12 protein-coding genes are annotated in these 20,193 nt (G+C 71.3%); 5 read left to right on the plus strand and 7 right to left on the minus strand.

Features of this window, described 5'->3' with window-relative positions:
- Nucleotides 1-96: 96 nt before the first annotated feature.
- The 7 genes from HNR02_RS26315 to HNR02_RS26345 all read right to left on the minus strand — a co-directional run bounded on the left by HNR02_RS26315 (nt 97) and on the right by HNR02_RS26345 (nt 13,052).
- A complete protein-coding gene (locus HNR02_RS26315) occupies nt 97-1,086 on the minus strand; it encodes a malate dehydrogenase (RefSeq protein ID WP_179776267.1) in 990 nt (329 codons plus the stop codon).
- The gene (locus tag HNR02_RS26320) at nt 1,083-3,248 is read right to left on the minus strand and encodes an FUSC family protein (protein ID WP_179776268.1); all 2,166 of its coding nucleotides are present in this window, start codon (nt 3,246-3,248) and stop codon (nt 1,083-1,085) included. The genes HNR02_RS26315 and HNR02_RS26320 overlap by 4 nt, the downstream gene beginning before the upstream one ends.
- Nucleotides 3,245-6,331, minus strand: coding sequence for a GH92 family glycosyl hydrolase (locus tag HNR02_RS26325; RefSeq protein WP_179776269.1), 3,087 nt, complete (start codon nt 6,329-6,331; stop codon nt 3,245-3,247). Before HNR02_RS26325 ends, HNR02_RS26320 begins: the two co-directional genes overlap by 4 nt.
- 27 nt (nt 6,332-6,358) lie before the next feature.
- Nucleotides 6,359-10,192, minus strand: coding sequence for a GH92 family glycosyl hydrolase (locus HNR02_RS26330; protein WP_179776270.1), 3,834 nt, complete (start codon nt 10,190-10,192; stop codon nt 6,359-6,361).
- A gap of 130 nt (nt 10,193-10,322) precedes the next feature.
- Entirely contained in the window at nt 10,323-10,877 is a 555-nt protein-coding gene (locus HNR02_RS26335) for a DUF3558 family protein (RefSeq protein ID WP_179776271.1), read from the minus strand.
- A gap of 65 nt (nt 10,878-10,942) precedes the next feature.
- Complete coding sequence (locus HNR02_RS26340) at nt 10,943-12,232, minus strand: M20/M25/M40 family metallo-hydrolase (RefSeq protein WP_179776272.1); 1,290 nt, start codon at nt 12,230-12,232, stop codon at nt 10,943-10,945.
- Entirely contained in the window at nt 12,225-13,052 is an 828-nt protein-coding gene (locus tag HNR02_RS26345) for a M55 family metallopeptidase (RefSeq protein WP_179776273.1), read from the minus strand. The genes HNR02_RS26340 and HNR02_RS26345 overlap by 8 nt, the downstream gene beginning before the upstream one ends.
- 117 nt (nt 13,053-13,169) lie before the next feature.
- Between HNR02_RS26345 and HNR02_RS26350 the strand changes: the two genes are divergently transcribed.
- The 5 genes from HNR02_RS26350 to mptB all read left to right on the plus strand — a co-directional run bounded on the left by HNR02_RS26350 (nt 13,170) and on the right by mptB (nt 20,152).
- Nucleotides 13,170-14,972 carry an ABC transporter substrate-binding protein gene (locus HNR02_RS26350; protein WP_179777862.1) on the plus strand — a complete coding sequence of 601 codons (1,803 nt, stop codon included), beginning with the start codon at nt 13,170-13,172 and terminating at the stop codon, nt 14,970-14,972.
- A 3-nt stretch (nt 14,973-14,975) separates the two neighbouring features.
- Nucleotides 14,976-15,992 (plus strand): ABC transporter permease, encoded by a 1,017-nt coding sequence (locus tag HNR02_RS26355; protein ID WP_179776274.1) that lies wholly within the window; start codon nt 14,976-14,978, stop codon nt 15,990-15,992.
- Nucleotides 15,989-16,897 carry an ABC transporter permease gene (locus HNR02_RS26360; RefSeq protein WP_179776275.1) on the plus strand — a complete coding sequence of 303 codons (909 nt, stop codon included), beginning with the start codon at nt 15,989-15,991 and terminating at the stop codon, nt 16,895-16,897. Before HNR02_RS26355 ends, HNR02_RS26360 begins: the two co-directional genes overlap by 4 nt.
- Entirely contained in the window at nt 16,894-18,513 is a 1,620-nt protein-coding gene (nikE, locus tag HNR02_RS26365) for a nickel ABC transporter ATP-binding protein NikE (protein ID WP_179776276.1), read from the plus strand. The genes HNR02_RS26360 and nikE overlap by 4 nt, the downstream gene beginning before the upstream one ends.
- A gap of 85 nt (nt 18,514-18,598) precedes the next feature.
- Complete coding sequence (gene mptB / locus HNR02_RS26370) at nt 18,599-20,152, plus strand: polyprenol phosphomannose-dependent alpha 1,6 mannosyltransferase MptB (RefSeq protein WP_179776277.1); 1,554 nt, start codon at nt 18,599-18,601, stop codon at nt 20,150-20,152.
- The last annotated feature ends 41 nt before the right edge of the window (nt 20,153-20,193 follow it).

The raw sequence follows: 20,193 nt of genomic DNA on the forward strand, positions 1-20,193 counted from the left end.
TGGTGCCGATCATGCCCTTGTCCGGCGACGGAGTTTCGCCTCCGGACACGACGGAGGGCCGGCTCCCGACAGGGGAACCGGCCCTCCACGGGAAACTCAGATCAGGCCGAGCTTCTTCACGGCCTCGCGCTCCTCGGCCAGCTCGCCGACCGACGCGTCGATGCGGCCGCGGGAGAACTCGGAGATCTCCAGGCCCTGCACGATCTCGTACTTGCCGCCCTTGCAGACGACCGGGAACGAGGAGATCAAGCCCTCCGGCACACCGTAGGAGCCGTCCGACGGGATCGCCATCGAGGTCCAGTCGCCCTCGGCGGTGCCCAGCACCCAGTCGTGGACGTGGTCGATGGCGGCGTTGGCGGCCGAGGCGGCCGAGGACGCGCCACGGGCCTCGATGATCTCGGCGCCGCGCTTGGCCACGCGCGGGATGAACTCCTCGGCCAGCCACTTCTCGTCGTTGACGGCCTCGGCGGCGTTGCGGCCCGCGACCTCGGCGTGGAAGATGTCCGGGTACTGGCTGGCCGAGTGGTTGCCCCAGATCGTCAGCTTCCTGACCTCGCCGACCGGCGCGTCCAGCTTCTTCGCCAGCTGGGCGACGGCGCGGTTGTGGTCCAGCCGGGTCATCGCGGTGAACCGCTCGGCCGGGACGTCGGGCGCGTGCGACTGCGCGATCAGCGCGTTGGTGTTGGCCGGGTTGCCCACCACCAGCACGCGGATGTCGTCGGCGGCACCGGCGTTGATCGCCTCACCCTGCGGCTTGAAAATGCCGCCGTTGGCCTCCAGCAGGTCCGCACGCTCCATGCCCTTGGTGCGCGGGCGCGCACCCACCAGCAGCGCGACGTTGGCACCGGCGAACGCCTGCTTCGCGTCGTCGAAGATGTCGATGCCCGCCAGCTGCGGGAACGCGCCGTCCTCCAGTTCGAGCGCGGTGCCCTCGGCCGCCTTGACCGCCTGCGGGATCTCCAGCAGCCGCAGCTTCACCGGCGTGTCCGGGCCGAGCAGCTGACCGGACGCGATGCGGAACAGCAGCGCGTAGCCGATCTGGCCGGCGGCGCCGGTGACGGTGACGTTGACGGGGGCTTGGGTCATTGCGTACTCCTGCGGACGGAATCTTGGCTTGTGCTGGTGACCCTATCGCCCTCTGCCTGCGCCGACGTGGTGCGTCGCCTCACGTTCTGCTGAACCGATCGAGTCGAATCCTGCACCGGCACCTCGAACGCCCTGCCCAGCGCGATGATCCCGGCCTCCATCCGGCCCAGGCTGGTGAGCACGGAGCGTGCCGTCGCATCGTCGTCCTCCCGGGTCTCCGGGGCACCGGTGTTGCGGATCAGCTTGCCCTTTTCGTCACCGTCGAGCGTGTCGCGCAGGACATCGATGTTGCGGCTGATCCGCTCGACCACCCCGGCCAGCCGGTCGTCGGCGGGCAGCAGGCCCGGTTCCGCGCGGGCGGCGATCTGGCGCGCCCGGAACCCGATCCGTTCCAGCGCGGAGAGCACGTACCAGCCGTAGTCGCGGCGGCTGGCGAGGCTGATCGGGTGCGTCAGCGGCTCGATCGTCCTGCGGACCTGCTCCACCTGCCGGTCCAGCTCCCGCGAGAGTTCGATCACGTTCACGTTCTCCCGCCCGGACAGCAGCGCCTCGGCTCCGTCCAGGAACTCGCACAGGTCGACCAGCGCCTCGTCGATGTCGGACACCATGACCGTGCGGGTGCGCACCGGCACGACGACGATCGCGGCCAGCAGCCCGGCCACGGCGCCGATCGCGGTCTCGGCGACCCGCAGCCACAGCACCTCGAAGCTGAACGTGCCGAGCAGGCTGTAGAGCAGGCCCAACATGCAGGTGATGAAGAACGCCATCAGCAGCTGCGACACCCGCGCCACGTACACCAGGCAGAACACGCACACCAGGATCAGCACGACGGTGGCCACGGTGTTGCCGGTGACCAGCAGCGCCAGCAGCATCCCGCCGAAGATCCCGCCCAGCGTGCCGGTGACCCGCCGGAACCCCTTCACGAACGTGGCGCCGGCGGTGCTGGTGTTGAGGAAGACGACGAACACCGTCAGCACCGCCCAGTACCAGCGGGCGTCGGAGATCAGCTCGCCGCCGAGCACCGCGAGCCCGCCGCCGACCATCGCCTGGATCGCGCTGCGGGTGCGGTTGTCGTAGGTGAAGACGTCCTGGTGCTCGCCGGACTCCCCGTGCTGCTCGGGCAGTTCGGTTTCGGCGGAGTAGTCCTTCTCGGCGACGCGCTGGGCGTTGACGTCGGCCAGGGCCAGCTCCGCGATCGCGCGCCGCACCTCGTCGCCGGGTTCGGCGCGGTCCTTGAGGCGGCTGCCGGCGACCAGCATCCGGCTGAACTCCTCGGTTTCGCTGATCACCGGCAGTTCCCGCACGTCGCTTTCGATCAGCGAGTCCAGCCGCAGCATGCTCGCCACCAGATCGTCGCGGACCTCGCCGGGCAGGTCGGCCTCCTCGATCGCGCGGCGCACGGTGATCGCGAGCCACTGGCAGGCCAGCTCGACCGCGAGCAGGCGGCGGCGCAGCAGCTGCATGCCGGTTTCGTCGAACTGGTCGCCGATGGTGTCCTCGATCATCAGGACGGCCTCGTGCAGGCGGGTGTCGGCCTTGCGCAGCTGGGTGATCCGCCATTCGCTGCCACCGCTGGCCAGTGACGCGGCCGCGGCCCGCACCACCGCCGAGATGCGGGCGCGAAAGGCGCGGCGGGCGCGCAGCAGCTCACCCTCGGGCCGCCGCCGCAGCACCACGAACCGCATCACCGCGTTGGCCGCCAGACCGACCGCCAGCGCCAGGATGTACTCCGGCAGCTGGGCGGGGCGGATCGCCAGGAACATGGCGAAGAAGAACATGAAGAACGACAGCGCCCCCATCGCGGTGCCGCGCGGCGCGAACCGCTGCGCGTAGACCGCGACGAAGATCAGCAGCACGAACAGGATGCTGTCCAGCGGGGGAGCGGTGGACCCGTACGCGGCGACGGTGAGCGCGGCCGCCCCGCACACCATCACCAGGACCAGCGTGATCGCCTGGTCCTTCGTGGTCTTGTCGTTGATGTTGAACGCGGCGTTCATGGCCGCGATCGAGGCCACCATGATCGTCGGGATCGGCCGCCCCAGCAGGAGCAGCACGACCATCGACAGCAGGATCCCGCCCACCGCGATCCCGGCCAGCCGCAACCGCACCAGCCCGGGGTCGGCGGCCACCAGCCGCTCCTGTGCCACTTTGACGAGCCTCATGCGTGGTTCCCCAGTAGTTCCCATTCGGTCAGCGCGGTGCGCCGCCCGGTCGCGGCGGTGATCCGCAGCCGGTAGGCGCGGTAGGTGCCGGGTTCGGCGATCGTGAACGGCCGGGTCTGCCGCCGCCACCGGAACCGCTCGCCGCGCCGTTCGTCCAGCCGCACCCACGTCTGGCCGTCGAGGCCCTCCAGCACCCAGTCACTCGGATCTCCGCCACGAGCGGCCGAGGTCAGGGTGTACATCTCGGCGCGCGCGCTCACCGGGCACTCGATCACGGGGGTGCGGGAGCGGAAGACGACCTGCGTGGCAGTGGTGTTCGCGAACAACTCGGCGACGTCGGTGCCGTCGTCGCTGGTGCCGGATGCGGTGACGTCGGTCAGCGGTGCCGCGTTCGGCGACGGTGGCGGGTCACCCCAGTCGGTGGGGGTGTCGCTGCCCTCGAACTCCAGGCGTGCGGCGCCGAACAGCTCCTCGTGCGACAGCCACGTCGAGCCGTGGGCCCTGCCGTCGATGGTCAGGCCGCGCACGTAGGGCTTGGCGCCGGGCGCGCTGATCACCACCGTCCGCCCGCCCTCCAGGTGCAGGGTGGCCTTCTCGAACAACGGCGCGGTCAGCACGTAACCCGGGTTGCCGACCGCCAGCGGGTAGAGACCGAGCGCGGCGAAGACGTACCACGCGGACATCTCACCGTTGTCCTCGTCACCGGGGTAGCCCTGGCCGATCTCGCTGCCGAGGTAGCAGCGGGTCAGCACCTCGCGCACGACCGCCTGCGTCTTCGCGGCCGCCCCGGCGTGGCAGTACATCCACGGGATGTGGTGGCTGGGCTGGTTGGAGTGCCCGTACTGGCCGAGCCGCACGTCGCGGGCCTCGGTCATCTCGTGGATGACCCCGCCGTAGGACCCCGGGGCACGCCCGGTCTCCGGCGTCGCGAAGAAAGTGTCCAGTGTGGACTCCAGTGCCGCGCGGCCGCCGAGCAGCCGTGCCAGTCCCGCGCCGTCGTGCGGCACCGAGAACGCGGTGTTCCAGCCGTTGGTCTCGGTGTAGTCGAAACCCCACAGCGCCGGGTCGTACTGCCCGGGCTCCCACCGCCACCGGCCGTCACGGTGACGGCCCTGGAAGAAACCCGTACGCGCGTCGAAGTGGTTCGCGTAGTGCGCCGCGCGCTGACGGAAGTAACGCGCGTTGTCGTGGTGCCCCAGCGCCTGCGCGAGCCCGGCGAGACCGAAGTCGTTGACGCAGCCCTCCAGCGCCCAGGACAGCCCTTCGGGTGTGGTCAGCGGCGTGAACCCGAGGAAGATCGACTCGCGCAGCCCCTGCCGCCCCACGCTGCGGCCGGGCGGGGTGACGGTGGCGTTGCGCAGGGCGGCTTCGTAGGCGGCGTGCACGTCGAAACCGCGCACCCCGCGCAGCCAGGCGTCGGCGAAGGCGACGTCGGAGCTGGTGCCGGTCATCAGGTTGGCGTAGCCGGGGGAGGACCAGCGCGAGATCCAGCCACCCTCCCGGAACTGCTGCACGAACCCCTCGATCAGCTCACCGCAGCGTCGCGGCGCGAGCAGCGCCAGCGCGGGCCACACCGTGCGGTAGGTGTCCCAGAACCCGTGGTTGACCGACATCGGCCCGTCGAGCACCTTGGCGCCGGTCCGGGTGCGGGTGCTCGGCCAGAAGCGCCGCCGCACCGGGCTGGCGTGCCGCACCCCGCGTGGCGTGTGTTCGTGCGCCGAGTTCGGGTAGAGGAACAGCCGGTACAGGCTGGAATAGAAGGTGGTCAGCTGATCCGGCGTCGCGCGCTCGATCTCGACCCGTCCGAGCAGGTCCTGCCACTGGGCCCGCGCCTGGTCACGTACCTCCTCGAAGGTGGTGCCCGCCGGGATTTCCTGGTCGAGGTTGCGCCGTGCCTGGGCCAGGCTGATCAGCGAGGTGGCGATCCGGAGGTGGACCACGGGCGCGTCGAACGACAGGTAGCCGGTGTTGGGCCACTTCAGGCGGCGCCCGCGGGTGGCCGGCCGGTCGAAGGTGCCGTAGACGAACATCCGTCGCGCGCCCACGGACAGGCGGCTGCGCGCCCAGGTGTGCCCGGTGACGACGCCGCGGGCCGGGTCGAGCCGGAGGCCGCCGCGCCGGTTGACGTTGTCGAAGAGAACCCAGCCGCCCTCGCCGGGGAAGGCGAACCGGACCAGCGCGGCGTGGTCGGCAGGCGCGAGGTCGACGGTGATGCCGTTGTCGCAGCGCACGCCGTAGTGGTGCGGCCGGTCGGTCTCGTTGTCGTGCGAGAACGCCAGCGCCCTCGCCTTGCGCCCGGTCCGAACTGGGCCGATTCCGGGCAGGAAGTGGAAGGGGTGCCGGTCGCCCATCCACGGGCTCGGCTGGTGGCTCACCGCGAGAGCCTGCAGCTCCGGCCGGTTGTCCGCGTTGTTGCGCCGGTGGTACTCGTAGATCCAGTTGGTGACCGAGGCGTCGGTGACCGGGGTCCAGAAGTTGAACCCGTGCGGCACGGCGGTGGCAGGGAAGGTGTTGCCGCGGGAGAACTCGTTGCTGGAGTGGGTGCCACGGGTGGTGCGAATCCAGTCGACCGCGTCACGTGGCCCGTGCGGCGGCAGGTCGGCGATCCGGAGGTCGTCGAGCCAGCCGGCGACCGGCTCACCCGGCGACGGCTCGACGGACAGCACGATCGACCGCGCCGTGCGCCCGGCGGCCTTCCCGAGTGAATGCCGGACCAGGTTCCACTGGTCGAGATACAACGTCTTCGACTCACCGGCGGAGACGGCCGAGCCGCCGATCACGGTGCCGTCGTCGAGCTCGACCGCCAGCGCCACGAACGTGCTCCGCCAGCTCGGGCCGGCGTCGGACTCCGGGAACACCACATAGGACAGTGCGGTGTCCGGGCCGATCGGGAAGTCCACTTCGAACAGCACGTGACGTGCGGGTTCGCTCGCCGTGTAGCGGGCGGCACGCAGGCCGGTGAACCCGGCTCGGGCCTTGGCCGCCGGCGCACGGTCCGGGCCCGCGCCGACGGCGACGACCGCACCGGCGCGGGGCCGCGGATCACCGTCCTCGAACGAGGAGAAGAAGTGGGTCCGGGTCACGTCGCCTACCGTAACCGGCCGCCCGGCTCACTTCCCGCCGAGCAGCTCCACCTCGGACAAACCGGGCGCGCCTCCCGCGCTGTCGGTGATCCGCAGCCGGTAGTGGGCGTACGCGCCGGGGGTGGCGATCTTGAATGCGCGGGTCTGCTGCCGCCACGGGAACGTCTGCCCGGACCGGGTGTCCAGCGTCGTCCAGGTCTGCCCGTCGGCCGAGCCCTCCAGCACCCAGCCCCGCGGATCACCGGCCTCCTTGGCGGAGGTGAGCGTGTAGAAGGTGGCGGTCACCGGGCCGGGCACCGGGCAGTCGACCGTGGTCAGCGGGCGGGCCTGGGTGGCGGAGGTGTCGTCGAACAATGGCGACGCGCCGGGCGTGGTGAGGTCAGCGGAGGGCTCCGGCACCTCGTCGCCCCGCGTGAGCGAGGGCGGTACGTCGGCGGCACCGGTGCCCCAGCGCGACGGGTCCGGGCCCATCGCGAAGTCCAGCGTGCCGCCCTTGGCCAGCACATCGTGCGGCAGCGACGTCGACGTCCACGGCTTGCCGTTGACCCGCAGCCCCTGCACGTAGACGTTGCGGGCATTGTTTCCCGGTGCGTTGATCACCAGGTCACGGCCGTTGCCCAGGTGCACGGTCGCCCTGGTGAACAGCGGCGACCCGACCGCGTACTCCGGGCTGCCCATCCGCAGCGGGTAGAACCCGAGCGCGCCGAAGACGTACCACGCCGACATTTCGCCGTTGTCCTCGTCCCCGGCGTAGCCCTGGCCCAGCTCACTGCCCACGTACAGCCGCGACAGCGCCTCCCGCACCCCGGCCTGCGTCTTCCACGGCTGCCCGGCGTAGTCGTACATGTAGAGGATGTGGTGGCTGGGCTGGTTGGAGTGCCCGTACTGGCCCATCCGCACGTCACGGGCCTCGCGCATCTCGTGGATCTGCCCGCCGTAGGAACCCGGGAAACCGGCGGTCTCCGGGGTGGCGAAGAACTGGTCCAGCTTGGCGCCCAGGGCCTCCCGCCCGCCGTAGAGGTTGGCCAGCCCCTGCCCGTCCTGCGGCACCGTGAAGGCCATGTTCCACCCGTTGGTCTCGGTGTAGTCATAGCCCCACACCCGCGGGTCGTAGCGGTCGGCCGGGACACGGAACGCGCCCGCCTCGTCGCGGCCCTGGAAGAACCCGGCGGCCGGGTCGAACAGGTGCACGTAGTTCTGCGCGCGGTTGCGGAAGTACTCGGCGTTCTCGGCGTATTCGCGGCGCCGCGGGTCGTCCGGCGCGGCTTCGTCGGCGAGCTTCCGGGCCAGGGTGGAGATGCCGAAGTCGTTGAGGTACCCCTCGATCGCCCAGGACATGCCCTCACCGGTCGAGGCCGGGGTGTAGCCGAGGAAGATCGACCGCTCCAGGCCCTTGCGGCCGACGCTCTCGTTGGGCGGCGCCACGGTGGCGTTCTTGATCGCCGCGTCGTAGGCGGCCTGGACGTCGAAGTTGCGGACGCCCTTGAGATAGGCGTCGGCGAAGGCCACGTCGGAGCTGGTGCCGGTCATCAGATTCGCGTAGCCGGGGGAGGACCAGCGCGCCACCCAGCCGCCGTCGCGGTACTGCTGCACGAACCCGTCGATCATCTTGCCCGCCATGTCCGGTGACAACAGCGAGTAGGCAGGCCAGGTGGTGCGGTAGGTGTCCCAGAACCCGTTGTTGACGTAGATCTCGCCGTCGACGATCTTCGAACCGGTCTGAGCCGGGGTGTCCGGGCCGGTCCTGGCCGCGACCGGGCTGGCGTAGGCGTGCCGCGGGCTGCGGGTGGTGCCGACGTTCTCGAACCCGGAGTTGGGGTAGAGGAACAGCCGGTACAGGTTCGAGTAGAGCGTGGTCAGCTGGTCCCGGCTCGCGCCATCCACCTCGATCACGCCCAGCGCGCGGTCCCAGGCGGCCCGCGCGGCATCCCGGACGGTGTCGAACGCGGTGCCCGCGGGGATTTCCTGGTCCAGGTTGCGTTTCGCCTGGTCGACGCTGATCAGCGAGGTCGCGATCCGCATCGTCACCGTCTTCGAGCGGGCCGGGTCGAACTTGAGGTAGCCGCGCACGTGGTCGCGGCCCTCGCCGGGCAGCAGGTCGCCCCCGGTGACCGGGCGGTCGAAGGTGGCGTGGACGAACATGCGGCCCGCGCCGGCGGAATTGCCGCTGCGCACGTCGGTGAAACCGGACAGCGTGCCGTTCTCCTGATCGAGCGTCAGGCCCCCGGCGTCGGTAATGTTGTCGAAGATCAGGTTCGCGTCGGACCCGGGGAAGGTGAACCGGAACAGCGCCGCGTGGTCGGTCGGGGTCAGTTCGGCGCGGACGCCGTTGTCGAAGTTCACGCCGTAGTAGTAGGGCTTCGCGGTCTCGTTCTCGTGCCGGAACGGCAGCGCCCGAGCCGCCCGGTTCCCATCCGGCACGCCGCCCGCGGCCGAGGGCATCACCTGGAAGGTCTGCCGGTCACCCATCCACGGGCTCGGCTCGTGGGACAGCGCCAGCGCCTGCATCGTCGGCACGTTCCGCGCGTTGTTGCCCTCCTGGTAGCGGTAGAGCCAGCTCATCGAGCCGGCGTCGGTGACCGGGGTCCAGAAGTTGAAGCCGTGCGGCACCGCGGTGGCGGGGAAGTTGTTGCCACGCGAGAACGTGCTGTTGGCGTTGGTGCCGCGGGTGGTCAGTACGTGATCGGACAGGTGCCCGGCGCGGGCCCGCGGGGCGGCCGGGCCGAGGGTGATGTCGTCGAACCAGCCGTTGAACCCGCCCGGCCCGTCCGGGTTGTCGTAGGCGACGAGGATCCGCGCGACGGTCTTGCCCCGGGCCACCTGGCCCAGGGCGCTGCGCACCAGGTTCCACTGGTTGGCGTAGAGCGACTTCGCCGCGCCCTGCCCGCGCGGGGTCACCGGGAAGCCGTACTGGTCGAGCGCGCCCAGGTCGGAGAGGTAGGTGCCGTCGGTGAAGGCCAGGTCCACCGCGACGTTGGTGCTGGGATATTTCAGATCCTCCCCGGTCAGCTCGGGGAAGACCTTGTAGGACAGCTCGGTGTCGGGCCGCACCGGGATGCGGACGTCGAACACCTTGTTCCACGAGTAGCCGTGCCGCGCGGTCTGGGTGCCGCCGTAGTGGAAGGCCCGCAGACCGGTGAACCCGGCGCGCGGCTTGCTGGTGTAGCCGCCGGGCGGGCCACTGTCCGGATAGGACCGCATGGTCGGCAGCGGCGGCGGGGCGGGCTGGTCGTCGGCCAGCAGCAACTCGGCCAGCTGCACGATGTCGGCACCGTGGTTGGCGGTGACGTCGAGCCGGTAGAAGCGGTGGGTGGCGGGGGAGCCGAGCCGGAACTCCCTGGCCTGGAGCCGGTCGTCGAACGCCTGCCCGGTCCGCGTGTCGAGTGTGGTCCAGGTGCTGCCGTCGTCGGAGCCCTGCAGGGTCCAGTCCCGCGGATCGCGTTCCGGGGCGTCGTCGGCCGAGGTCAGGCCGTAGCGGGTGATCGTGACCGGTTCGGCGAACTCGGCCTGCACCCAGCCGCTGGAAGCGAAGGCGAGCCATTTCGACTCCGGCCGCCCGTCGAGCACGTTCACCGCGACCTCCCCGCCCGCGGTGTTCTCGGCACTGGCGGTGGCGCCGGTGGCCTTGCCGCGCACGTCACCGGGGATGGCCGAGCCGTTGGCGCCGTTGACCCCCGACGCGCGCGGCCGCCCGTCCGGACCGGTCTCGACCGTGTCGGTCCAGTCCGGCTCGGGCTGACCGGCCTCGAACGACGAGGCGAACCCCGCCGGGGCCTGCGCGCCCGCCGTCGGCACGGTGATCATCCCCGTGATCAGCAGAGCAGCGGCCAGCGGAGCCCACGCGCGAATGGTTCGGACCATGACTCGCAGCGAAGCCCGCGGCTCCACCACCCGTCAAGGAGCCACGCCAAGCCTGACGCCAACCGGACAAGGAAGGGTGAACCTCCGTGCGCGATCAGCCGCCGGGGTTTAAGCGGCCACGGGGCCGGAGTCACTCCAGGTGGGTCAGGGCCGCGGCGGCGACCGACGCGCCTGCGGGACACGCCCCCTCCTGGGCGGCGCCCGGCTCCGGGATCGCGGTGGCACCGACCAGCTGGCCGACATCGTCCACCGCGACGAACGTGAAGCAGATGCGCTGGAACTCGGCCTGCACGGCGCTGTGCTGCCCGACCGGCACCTGCGACGTGCGCCCACCGCGGGTCATCGTCTGCGCGTAGGACAGCGGGACCGCCAGCCGCAGGCTCACGTTCTGGTCCCCGACCAGCCACCGGCACGAGGGCCCGTCCTCACCCGCCTCCTCCCGGCCCGGACCGGTGATACCGAGCGCGGCCAGGTCACGGTCGTCGAGCGCGCGACACGGTTGCTGCGCCAGTTCGGCCATGGGGTACTTGCTCAGCTGCGGCGAGGCCGAGGTCACCGGCGGCGGCTGCGGTGTCGTCGGTGTCGTCGGTGTTGGCGGTGTCGCCGGATCGTTCGAGCATCCGGCGAGCAGGACCGCAGCGCCGACGAGAGCGAGCGAGCACCGGTGGACATCGAGCCTCGGCATGCGGTCACGGTAGAGGCCCGGCGGCCGGATCCGCGTCGCGACGGCAGGTTGCGGCCACCGACGGCTCAGCAGTGCGTCAGGAAGTGCTCCAGCACCCGCTTGCCGAACCGCAGCCCCTCCAGCGGCACCCGCTCGTCCACGCCGTGCGCCATCGCCCGGTACGGGAAGCCCTCGGGCAGCCACAGCGGAGCGAAGCCGTAGCAGGCGATGCCCAGCGGACTGAACGCCTTGGCGTCGGTGCCACCGCCCATGCAGTAGGGCACCACCACCGCGTCCGGGTCCTGCGAGCGCAGCGCGGCGGCCATCGCCTCGAACCACGGCGAGTCCACGGGCGCCTGCACGGCGGGCTGGTGCGCCACGAACTCGCGGGTGACGTCCGGGCCGAGCAGGTCGTCCATCGTGGCCAGCAGCCCGTCCTCGGTGCCCGGCAGCGTGCGCGTGTCCACCTGGGCCTGCGCCAGGCTCGGGATCACGTTCACCTTGTACCCGGCGTCCAGCATCGTCGGCGTGGTGCTGTTGCGGATGGTCGGTTCCACGATCGAGGCCGCGGGCCCCAGCCGGGCCATCGTGCCCTCCACATCGGACAGATCGACCTCGACGCCGAGCGCCTCGCCGGTGCGCACCAGGAACGCCTCCACCGTCGGCGTCAGCGCCACCGGCCACTCGTGCGACGCGATCCGCTGCAGCGCCCCGATCAGCCGCACCACGGCGTTCTCGCGGTTGGGGCGCGAGCCGTGCCCGGCGCGGCCCCGCGCCGTGAGTCGCATGTGGGCGGTGCCGCGCTCGGCGGTCCCCACCGGGTAGAGGCGCTTGACCGAGCCGTCCGCCGCGGGAACGTGGTAGGTGTAGCCGCCGGACTCGCTGATCGCCGCCACGCAGCCGTCGAACAGCTCCCGGTGCTCCGAGACCAGCCAGTGCGCCCCGTACTCGCCGCGGTCCTCCTCGTCGGCCACGAACGCCAGCACCAGATCGCGGCGCGGCCGCAACCCGTCGGCCAGCGCGCACAGCACCATCGCGACGAAGTCCTTCATGTCCACCGCGCCCCGGCCCCACAGGAACCCGTCGCGGGCCTCGCCCGCGAACGGCGGCACCGTCCAGTCCGCGGCGTCGGCCGGCACCACGTCCAGGTGCCCCTGCACCAGCAACGCGGGCAGCGACGGGTCGGTACCCGGCACGTGTGCGACCACGTTGGTGCGCCGCGGCGCGGACTCCAGGATCAGCGGCTCGATCCCCGCCCCGGCGAGCACCCCCGCGACGAACTCCGCCGCGTCCCGCTCACCCTCGGCGTCGCCGTGGCCGCGATTGGTGGTGTCGAACCGCAGCAGCTGCGCGCACAGACTTTCGACGTTAGCCATACTTCCCCTGCACCGCGCCCGCGGCGATCGCCGTGACCACCTTGAACGCCTTCATCGCCTCGGTCATCGTGGCCGCGTCGAAGCCGACCCGGCGCACGCCGGCCTGCCCGACCGTCGGCACCACCGCGGCGGCCTGCGCCAGGTGGCTCGCGTCGAACTCGACCTCGATGCGGTGCGCGGCGGCCGTGCCCGGTGTCCGCACCGCACGGTCCATGCTCGCCCGTGCCGCCGTGCGCAGCATCTCGGCGGTCCTGGACGGGGGAAGGCAGATCGCGGCGTAGCGGCTCACGCACTCCTTCACCGCGACCAGTTCGGCGCCGGGCGCGTAGTCCGCCGCGTCCTCGCACGCCTTGTCGTCACCGGACACCAGCAGCACCGGCACCCCGTACTCGGCGGCCAGCGCGGCGTTGAGCCTGCCCTCGCTGGCAGGCACCCCGTCCAGCCACACCCCGGTGATCTGGTTCTCCAGGTAGGTGTGCGACAGGACCCCGTCGGCACCGGCACCGGCGTGGTAGCCGAGGAACACCACACCGTCCACACCCGAATCGATGCCCTGCATCATCGACAGCGGCTTGTGCCGCCCGGTCAGCATGCGGGCGCGCTCGTCGAGGTCTTCCAGCAGCAGGTTGCGCTGCGACGAGTGCGCCTCGTTGACCAGCACGTCCGTGGCGCCGCCCTCGTGCAGCCCGCGGATGACCGCGTTCACGTCGCCGGTGAACAGGCGGCGGAAGCGCTGCCACTGCTCGGTGCCCGGGACGACGTCGTCGGTCCAGGTGACACCGGTGGCGCCCTCCATGTCCGCCGAAACCATGATCCGCATGGTCCAGACCTTACGTCACGGGTCGGCAACACCCCCGGTGAGTCGTTGACTCCGTGTGCTTGGAAGTGGTTACTTTCCGGGATCCGAGAACCAGCCAGAGAGGTGGGACCTGTGGGGATGCGTTTCCCGAGACGAGGCCGCGCGGCGGTCGCGGTGGGCGTCGCGGCGCTCGTGGCGGGCCCGTTCGTGCCCGTCGCGCAGGCGCAGGAGCAGGGCCCGGTGCTGCGCGTGGCGCTGGTGCAGGAGATCGACCACCTGAACCCGTTCCTCGCCTCGTTCGCCTCCAGCACCATGGTCGGCCGGATGACCTGGGAGTTCCTGACCCTGCCCTCGGCCGAGGACAACACCCCCGCGCCCGGCCTGGCCGAATCCTGGACCACCTCACCGGACAAACTGACCTGGACCTACCAGATCCGCGACGGCGTGAAGTGGTCCGACGGGCAGCCGGTCACCGCCAAGGACGCGGCCTACACGTTCACCCGGATCATGACCGACGAGAACGCCCAGGAGGCCAACGGCACCTACGTCGAGAACTTCGAGTCGGTCACCGCCCCCGACGACCACACCCTGGTCATCAGGACCAAGACACCGCAGGCCAGCATGACCGCGCTGGACGTGCCGATCGTGCCCGAGCACATCTGGGCGAACCAGCCGGACATGGACAACCCGGCCACCGACGAGGTCCCGGTCGTCGGCGTCGGCGACGGCCCGTTCCTGATCACCGAGTACCGGCCGAACGAACTGGTGCGGCTCAAGGCCAACCCGGACTACTGGCGCGGGAAGTCGCAGGTCGGTGAGCTGCAGTTCATCACCTACAAGAGCGCCGAAGCCGCGGTCCACGCGCTGCAGAACAACGAGGTCGACTTCGTCAACCGGCTCACCTCGACCCAGTTCGACACCCTCAAGAACGCCGACGGCATCACCACCAACCAGGCCACCGGCCGCCGCTACCGCGAACTGATCCTCAACCACGGCGCCCAGACCCTGTCCCGCCAGCCCATCGGCGACGGCAACCCGGTGCTCAAGGACGTCCGCGTGCGGCAGGCCATCGCCCGTGCGCTGGACCCGCAGACCCTGGTGGACAAGGTGCTCGGCGGCTACGGCCAGACCGGCGGCGGCATCGTGCCCGCCTCGTTCCCCACCTACCACTGGGAACCGGCGGCGAACGAGCGCTACACGTTCGACACCGCGGCCGCCAACGCCCAGCTGGACCAGGCGGGCTATCCGCGCGGTGCCGAGGGCACCCGCATCGGCCCGGACGGCAAGCCGATCGAACTGCGGCTGCTGGGCCGCGCCAGCGAGGACTTCGCCCTGCGTGCCTCCGACTACGTGGTCAGCTGGCTCGGCGACATCGGCATCAAGGTGACCAAGCAGCTGGTCTCCGACAACGAGGTCGACGAACGCACCAACAACGGCGACTACGACCTCGCGTTCTCCGGCTGGGGCACCAACCCCGACCCGGACTACATCCTGTCCAAGCAGACCTGCGCCGCGCTGCCCGCCGTGCCGGGCAGCAGCAGTAGCACCGCGTTCTTCTGCGACCCCGAGTTCGACCGCCTCTACGCCGCGCAGAGCACCGAGTTCGACCAGGCCACGCGTGCCGACCTGGTCAAGCAGGCCCAGGCCCGCTACTACACGCAGGTGCCCAGCATCGTGCTGGACTACGACAACGTGCTGGAGGCCTACCGCTCCGACACCTTCGCGAACTTCCCGAAGCAGCCCGCGAACACCGGTCAGATCATGGAGCAGAGCGGTTACTGGGGCTTCTACGGCGCCACCCCGGCGCAGGGCGGTTCCGGTGGTGGCGGCGGCCTGTCCACCGGGGCGTGGATCGGCATCGGCGCCGGGATCGTGGTCGTCCTCGCCATCGCGGGCACCGCGGCCGGGCGGCGCCGCAAGTCCTCCGAGGACACGGAGTAGAGGTTGACGAACGCTGTTTCCACGGCCGCGGCGGAGCTCGACGAGCCCCGCCGCGGCACCGGCACCGCCCGGTTCCTGCTCGGCAAGACCGGGGAGGCGATCGCCAGCCTGCTGCTGGTGGTCGCCCTCGGGTTCCTGCTGTTCCGGATGATCCCCGGCGATCCGGTCACCACCCTGACCCGCGACCGGCCGACCAGTCCCGACCAGCTCGCGCTGCTGCGCGAACGCCTCGGCGTGGACAAGCCGCTGTACCAGCAGTTCTTCGACTACCTCGGCGGCCTGTTCCGCGGCGACCTGGGCAGCTCCTACGGCTACAACCGGCCGGTCGCGACGCTCATCGGCGAACGGATCGGGCCGACGCTGCTGCTGGTGGGCACGGCCACCGTGCTGGCCGTCGCGCTCGGGCTGTGGCTCGGCGTGCGGGCCGCGTGGCGGCGGGGCAGCGCCTTCGACCGCACCCAGACCGGACTCGCGCTGACCCTGTGGTCGATGCCCCAGTTCTGGCTGGGCCTGCTGCTGCTCGTCGCGACACAGGGCGTGTTCCCCAGTGGCGGTATGCGCTCCCCGGACACCCCGCCGGAGTTCTTCCCGCAACTGCTCGACGTCGCCCACCACCTCGCGCTGCCGTGCCTCACGCTGCTCGCCGTGATCTACGCCCAGTACATGCTGGTGATGCGCTCGTCGCTGCTGGGCGAGATGAACGCCGAATACCTGACCACCGCCCGCGCGAAGGGCCTGCGTGAGGACCTGGTGCGCCGCCGCCACGCGGTGCCCAACGCGCTGCTGCCCACCGTGACGCTGGTGTTCCTGCAGTTCGGCCTGGTGGTGTCCGGCACCGTCACGGTCGAGACCGTGTTCTCCTGGCCCGGGCTGGGCCTGCTCACCTACGAAGCGCTGCGGGTGCCGGACCTCCCGCTGCTGCAAGGAGTGTTCGTGGTCATGGCCGGGTCGGTCATCGTGATGAACCTGATCGCCGAGGTGCTCTACCGCGTCCTCGACCCGCGGGTGCGCGCCCAGTGACCGGCCCCGTCACCGCGCCCGCCGCGATCGTCTGGCAACGCCGCCGCGCCGCGGCCGCCGCCGTGTGGCGCGAGTTCGCCACCGACCGCGGCGGCCTGGCCGGTCTCGGCGTGCTCGTGCTCGTGGTGCTGCTGGCCGTGCTCGCCCCCGTGATCACCGACCCGGCCGGTCTCGACGTCGTCAACGCGCCAGGGAGACCCTTGCAGCCGCCCAGCGGCGAGTTCCCGCTCGGCACCGACATCGACGGCCGGTCGGTCCTGCTGCTCACCCTGTGGGGCGCGCGGGTGTCACTGCTGGTCGGGTTCGCCGCCACGATCCTGTCGGTGTTCATCGGCACCCTCGTCGGGATCCTCGCCGCGCACTTCGGCGGCTGGGTCTCCGGCCTGCTGATGCGGTTCACCGACTTCTTCCTCGTGCTGCCCTCGCTGGTGCTGGCGATCGCGCTGTCCACCGTCCTGCCGCACGGCGTGCCGACGATCATCGTCGCCGTCGGCGTCACCTCGTGGCCGACCACGGCACGGCTGGTGCGGGCACAGACGCTGACCATCGAGTCCCGCCCCTACATCGAACGCGCCCGCGCGCTGGGCGGCGGGCACGGCCACGTCATCGGCAAACACGTGCTGCCCGGCGTGCTGCCGCTGGTCCTGGCCAACACCACGCTCGTGGTGGGCAACTCGATCATCGCCGAGTCCACGCTGTCCTTCCTCGGGCTCGGCGATCCGACCGCGCCGTCGTGGGGCCAGATGCTGCAGCGTGCCCTGCAGTCCGGCGCGGTCACCGGGGGAGCGTGGTGGTACCTGGTGCCGCCCGGCCTGGCGATCGTGGTGATCGTGCTGTCGTTCACCCTCGCCGGCCGCGCGCTGGAGACCGTGCTCAACCCGCGGCTGAAAGGGGAGCACGCGTGAGCCCGCTGCTGGAACTGAAGGACCTCTCCGTTTCCTACGGCGACGTCGACGCCGTGCGCGGCGTCGACCTGACCGTGCGGGCGGGGGAGACGCTGGGCATCGCGGGGGAATCCGGATCGGGCAAGTCCACGGTCGCGATGAGCGTGCTGCGGCTGCTGCCCAAGTCGGCGAAGGTGACCGGTGAGATCCTGCTCGACGGCGAGGACGTCACCACGATGCGGTGGGGCCGCCTGCGCGCGGTGCGGTGGGCCGAGGCGTCGGTGGTGTTCCAGGGCGCGATGCACGCGCTCAACCCGGTCCGCACCATCGGCGACCAGATCGCCGAACCGATCCGCCTGCACGACTCCTCCACCGGGGACGTCGGCGAGCGGGTCGCCGAGCTGCTCGAATCGGTGGACCTCCCGGCCGCGCGCGCCGGGGCCTACCCGCACGAACTGTCCGGCGGGCAGAAGCAGCGCGTGATGATCGCGATGGCACTGGCCTGCCGCCCGCGGCTGATCATCGCCGACGAACCCACCACCGCGCTCGACGTGATCGTGCAGGCCCAGGTGCTGGACCTGCTCAGCCGCCTGGTCGCCGAACGCGGCCTCGGGCTGATCATGATCAGCCACGACCTGTCCGTGCTGGCCGCGACCTGCTCCCGCGTCGCCGTCATGTACCAGGGTGAAATCGTGGAGGAAGGCCCGTCCGGGAACGTGATGGGCGCGCCGGAGCACGAGCACACCCGGGCGCTGGCCGCCGCGTTCCCGACCGTCGGCGACCCGGCCGCCCGGTTCGCGCCCGCCACCACCGCGCCACTGCCCCCGGAACCCGACACCCCGCGCGAGCAGGACGTGCTGCTGGCCGCCGAAGACCTGCACGTCACCTTCCGCGACCGCCGCGGCGCCCGGATCGCCGCGGTCGGCGGCGTGGACCTGCAGGTGCGGCGCAACGAAATCGTCGCGCTCGTCGGCCAGTCCGGCTCCGGCAAGACGACCCTGGCCCGCACACTGCTGGGCCTGCAGAAACCGACCTCGGGCGTGGTCCGGTACGACGGCTCCCCGGTACCGGCTTCCGGCGCCGCGCTCAAGGCCTACCGCCGCCACGTCCAGCTCGTCCTGCAGGACCCGGCCAGCGCGCTCAATCCGCGCCACACCGTCTACGAGGCGGTCGCCGAGGGGCCCCGCATCCACCGCCTGCCCGGCGACGAACGCCAGATCGTGGTCGAGGCGCTGGAGGCCGCCGAACTCCGTCCGGCCGAGCAGTTCCTGCACCGGCTGCCGCACGAGCTCTCCGGCGGGCAGCGGCAGCGCGTCGTGATCGCCGGTGCGCTCGCCCTGCACCCCGGCGTGCTGGTGGCCGACGAACCGGTCGCCTCCCTGGACGCGTCCGTGCGCGGCGAGATCCTCGGCCTGCTGCTGCGCCTGCGGCGCGAACTCGGCCTTGCCGGGCTGGTCATCACCCATGACCTCGGGCTGGCCTGGAACATCGCCGACCGCGTCGCCGTGATGTACCGAGGTGAACTGGTCGAGGTCGGTACCGTCGAAGAGGTCCTGCTGCACCCGGAACACGACTACACGCGGTCCCTGCTCGCCGCACTGCCGGGCGGCACGTCGCGCCACGCTTTACCGTCGTGATCGGCCGGAAGTCAAGTGAAGATCAGGGAAAAGGCGGCGCCGCCGGGAACCCGGACGGGAACGGTGTGTAATCTCCGTGGACGAAATGGCGACCACGACTGACCCCGCTCCCGGGGCGCCCGCGCAGGCGCACCCGGCCGCGCGCGTGCGCGTGCCCTCGCGGTTCCCGTACCGCACCATCGCGATGGGCACGCTCGGCAGCACCCTGCTCCTGCTCGGCGCGCTCGGTGCGGGCGGCATCCTCATCCGCGACCCCGTCCTCGGGCACGGCCCGCTGTCCTGGGTCCGCTACGGCCACGGCCGGATGCTCGCCAACGCCGTGCTCTACGGCGGGTTCGCGCTCGTGGTGTGGGCGTGGGTCCGGCTGGGCCGCTACATGCTCGCCGGGCGCATCGGCAGCCGCCCGATCCTGGTCGCCGCCGCGTGCTGGATGGCGCCGCTGCTGATCTCGCCTCCGCTGTTCACCCGCGACGTGTTCTCCTACCTCGGCCAGGGTGCCCAGCTGCTGCACGGGCTCGACCCGTACGCGCACGGCCCCGCCGAGCTGGACGTGCTGCCGAACGTGGTGCAGAACGTGCACCCGGTGTGGCAGACCACCCCCGCCCCGTACGGGCCGTTGTTCCTGCTGATCGCCAAGGGCACCGTCGCGCTGACCGGCGACAACGTGATCGCCGGTGTCATCGTCACGCGCCTGGTGCTGCTGATCGGCCTGGTGATGATGCTGTGGGCGCTGCCGCGGCTGGTGCGCAGGCTCGGCGGGAAGCTGCCGATCACGGTGTGGCTCGCGGTCGCCAGCCCGATGACGGTCATCCACCTCGTCGGCGGCCCGCACAACGACCTGCTGATGCTCGGCTTCCTCACCATCGGCGTGGTCGCCGCGCTGGAACGCCACCACGCGGTCGCGGTCGTGCTGGTCACCATCGGCATGCTGATCAAGCCCACGGCGGCGGTCGCGCTGCCGTTCCTGGTGTGGGTGTGGGCCAACCACCTGCCCCACCCCGGCAAGGTCCGCAACTTCTTCCAGGCGGGCGCGATCTCGGTGGGCCTGTTCGGGGTCGTGTTCGTGCTCGGCACCTGGGTTTCGCTCGGATCGTTCAACCTGGGCTGGGTCACCGGCCTGCAAGCGCCGACGCTGGTGACGAACTGGCTCAACTTCCCGACCGGCATCGGGCAACTGGCCCACACGCTGGTCAACATCGTGATCACCGTGCCGGAGTCGCCGTTCGTCACGGTCGCCCGCGCGCTGGCGATGCTCACCCTGGCCGCGTTCATGGTGCGGCAGTGGTGGAAGGCGCGAAACGGCGGCAACGAGGCGATCTTCCGGATGGCGATGGCCCTGCTGGCCACGGCCATCCTCGCCCCGCCCACCCTGCCGTGGTACCTGACCTGGGGCTTCGTGATCGCCTCGGCCTTCCCGTGGCGGCGCAGGCACCTGGCCGTCGTGGTCGCCGTGGCGTCGTTCCTGGTGCTGGCCTACTACCCGACCGGCGAGCAGGCGCTCTACGACTGGTGGTTCGTCGTGGTGGTCCTGGCACTGTCGGTCTACGCGGCGGCGTCCCTGCTGCGGCCCGACCCGCTCGGACTGGTGGGCGCGTGGCGCAGGCAGCGCGAGGTGCCCGACTTCGTCGGCAAGGACTGACCCCGGGTCGCGCCACCGCCGAGTCGAACCCGACCGGTCCG

The organism is Amycolatopsis endophytica, from assembly GCF_013410405.1.
In the GTDB taxonomy this organism is placed as follows: Bacteria; Actinomycetota; Actinomycetes; order Mycobacteriales; family Pseudonocardiaceae; genus Amycolatopsis_E; species Amycolatopsis_E endophytica.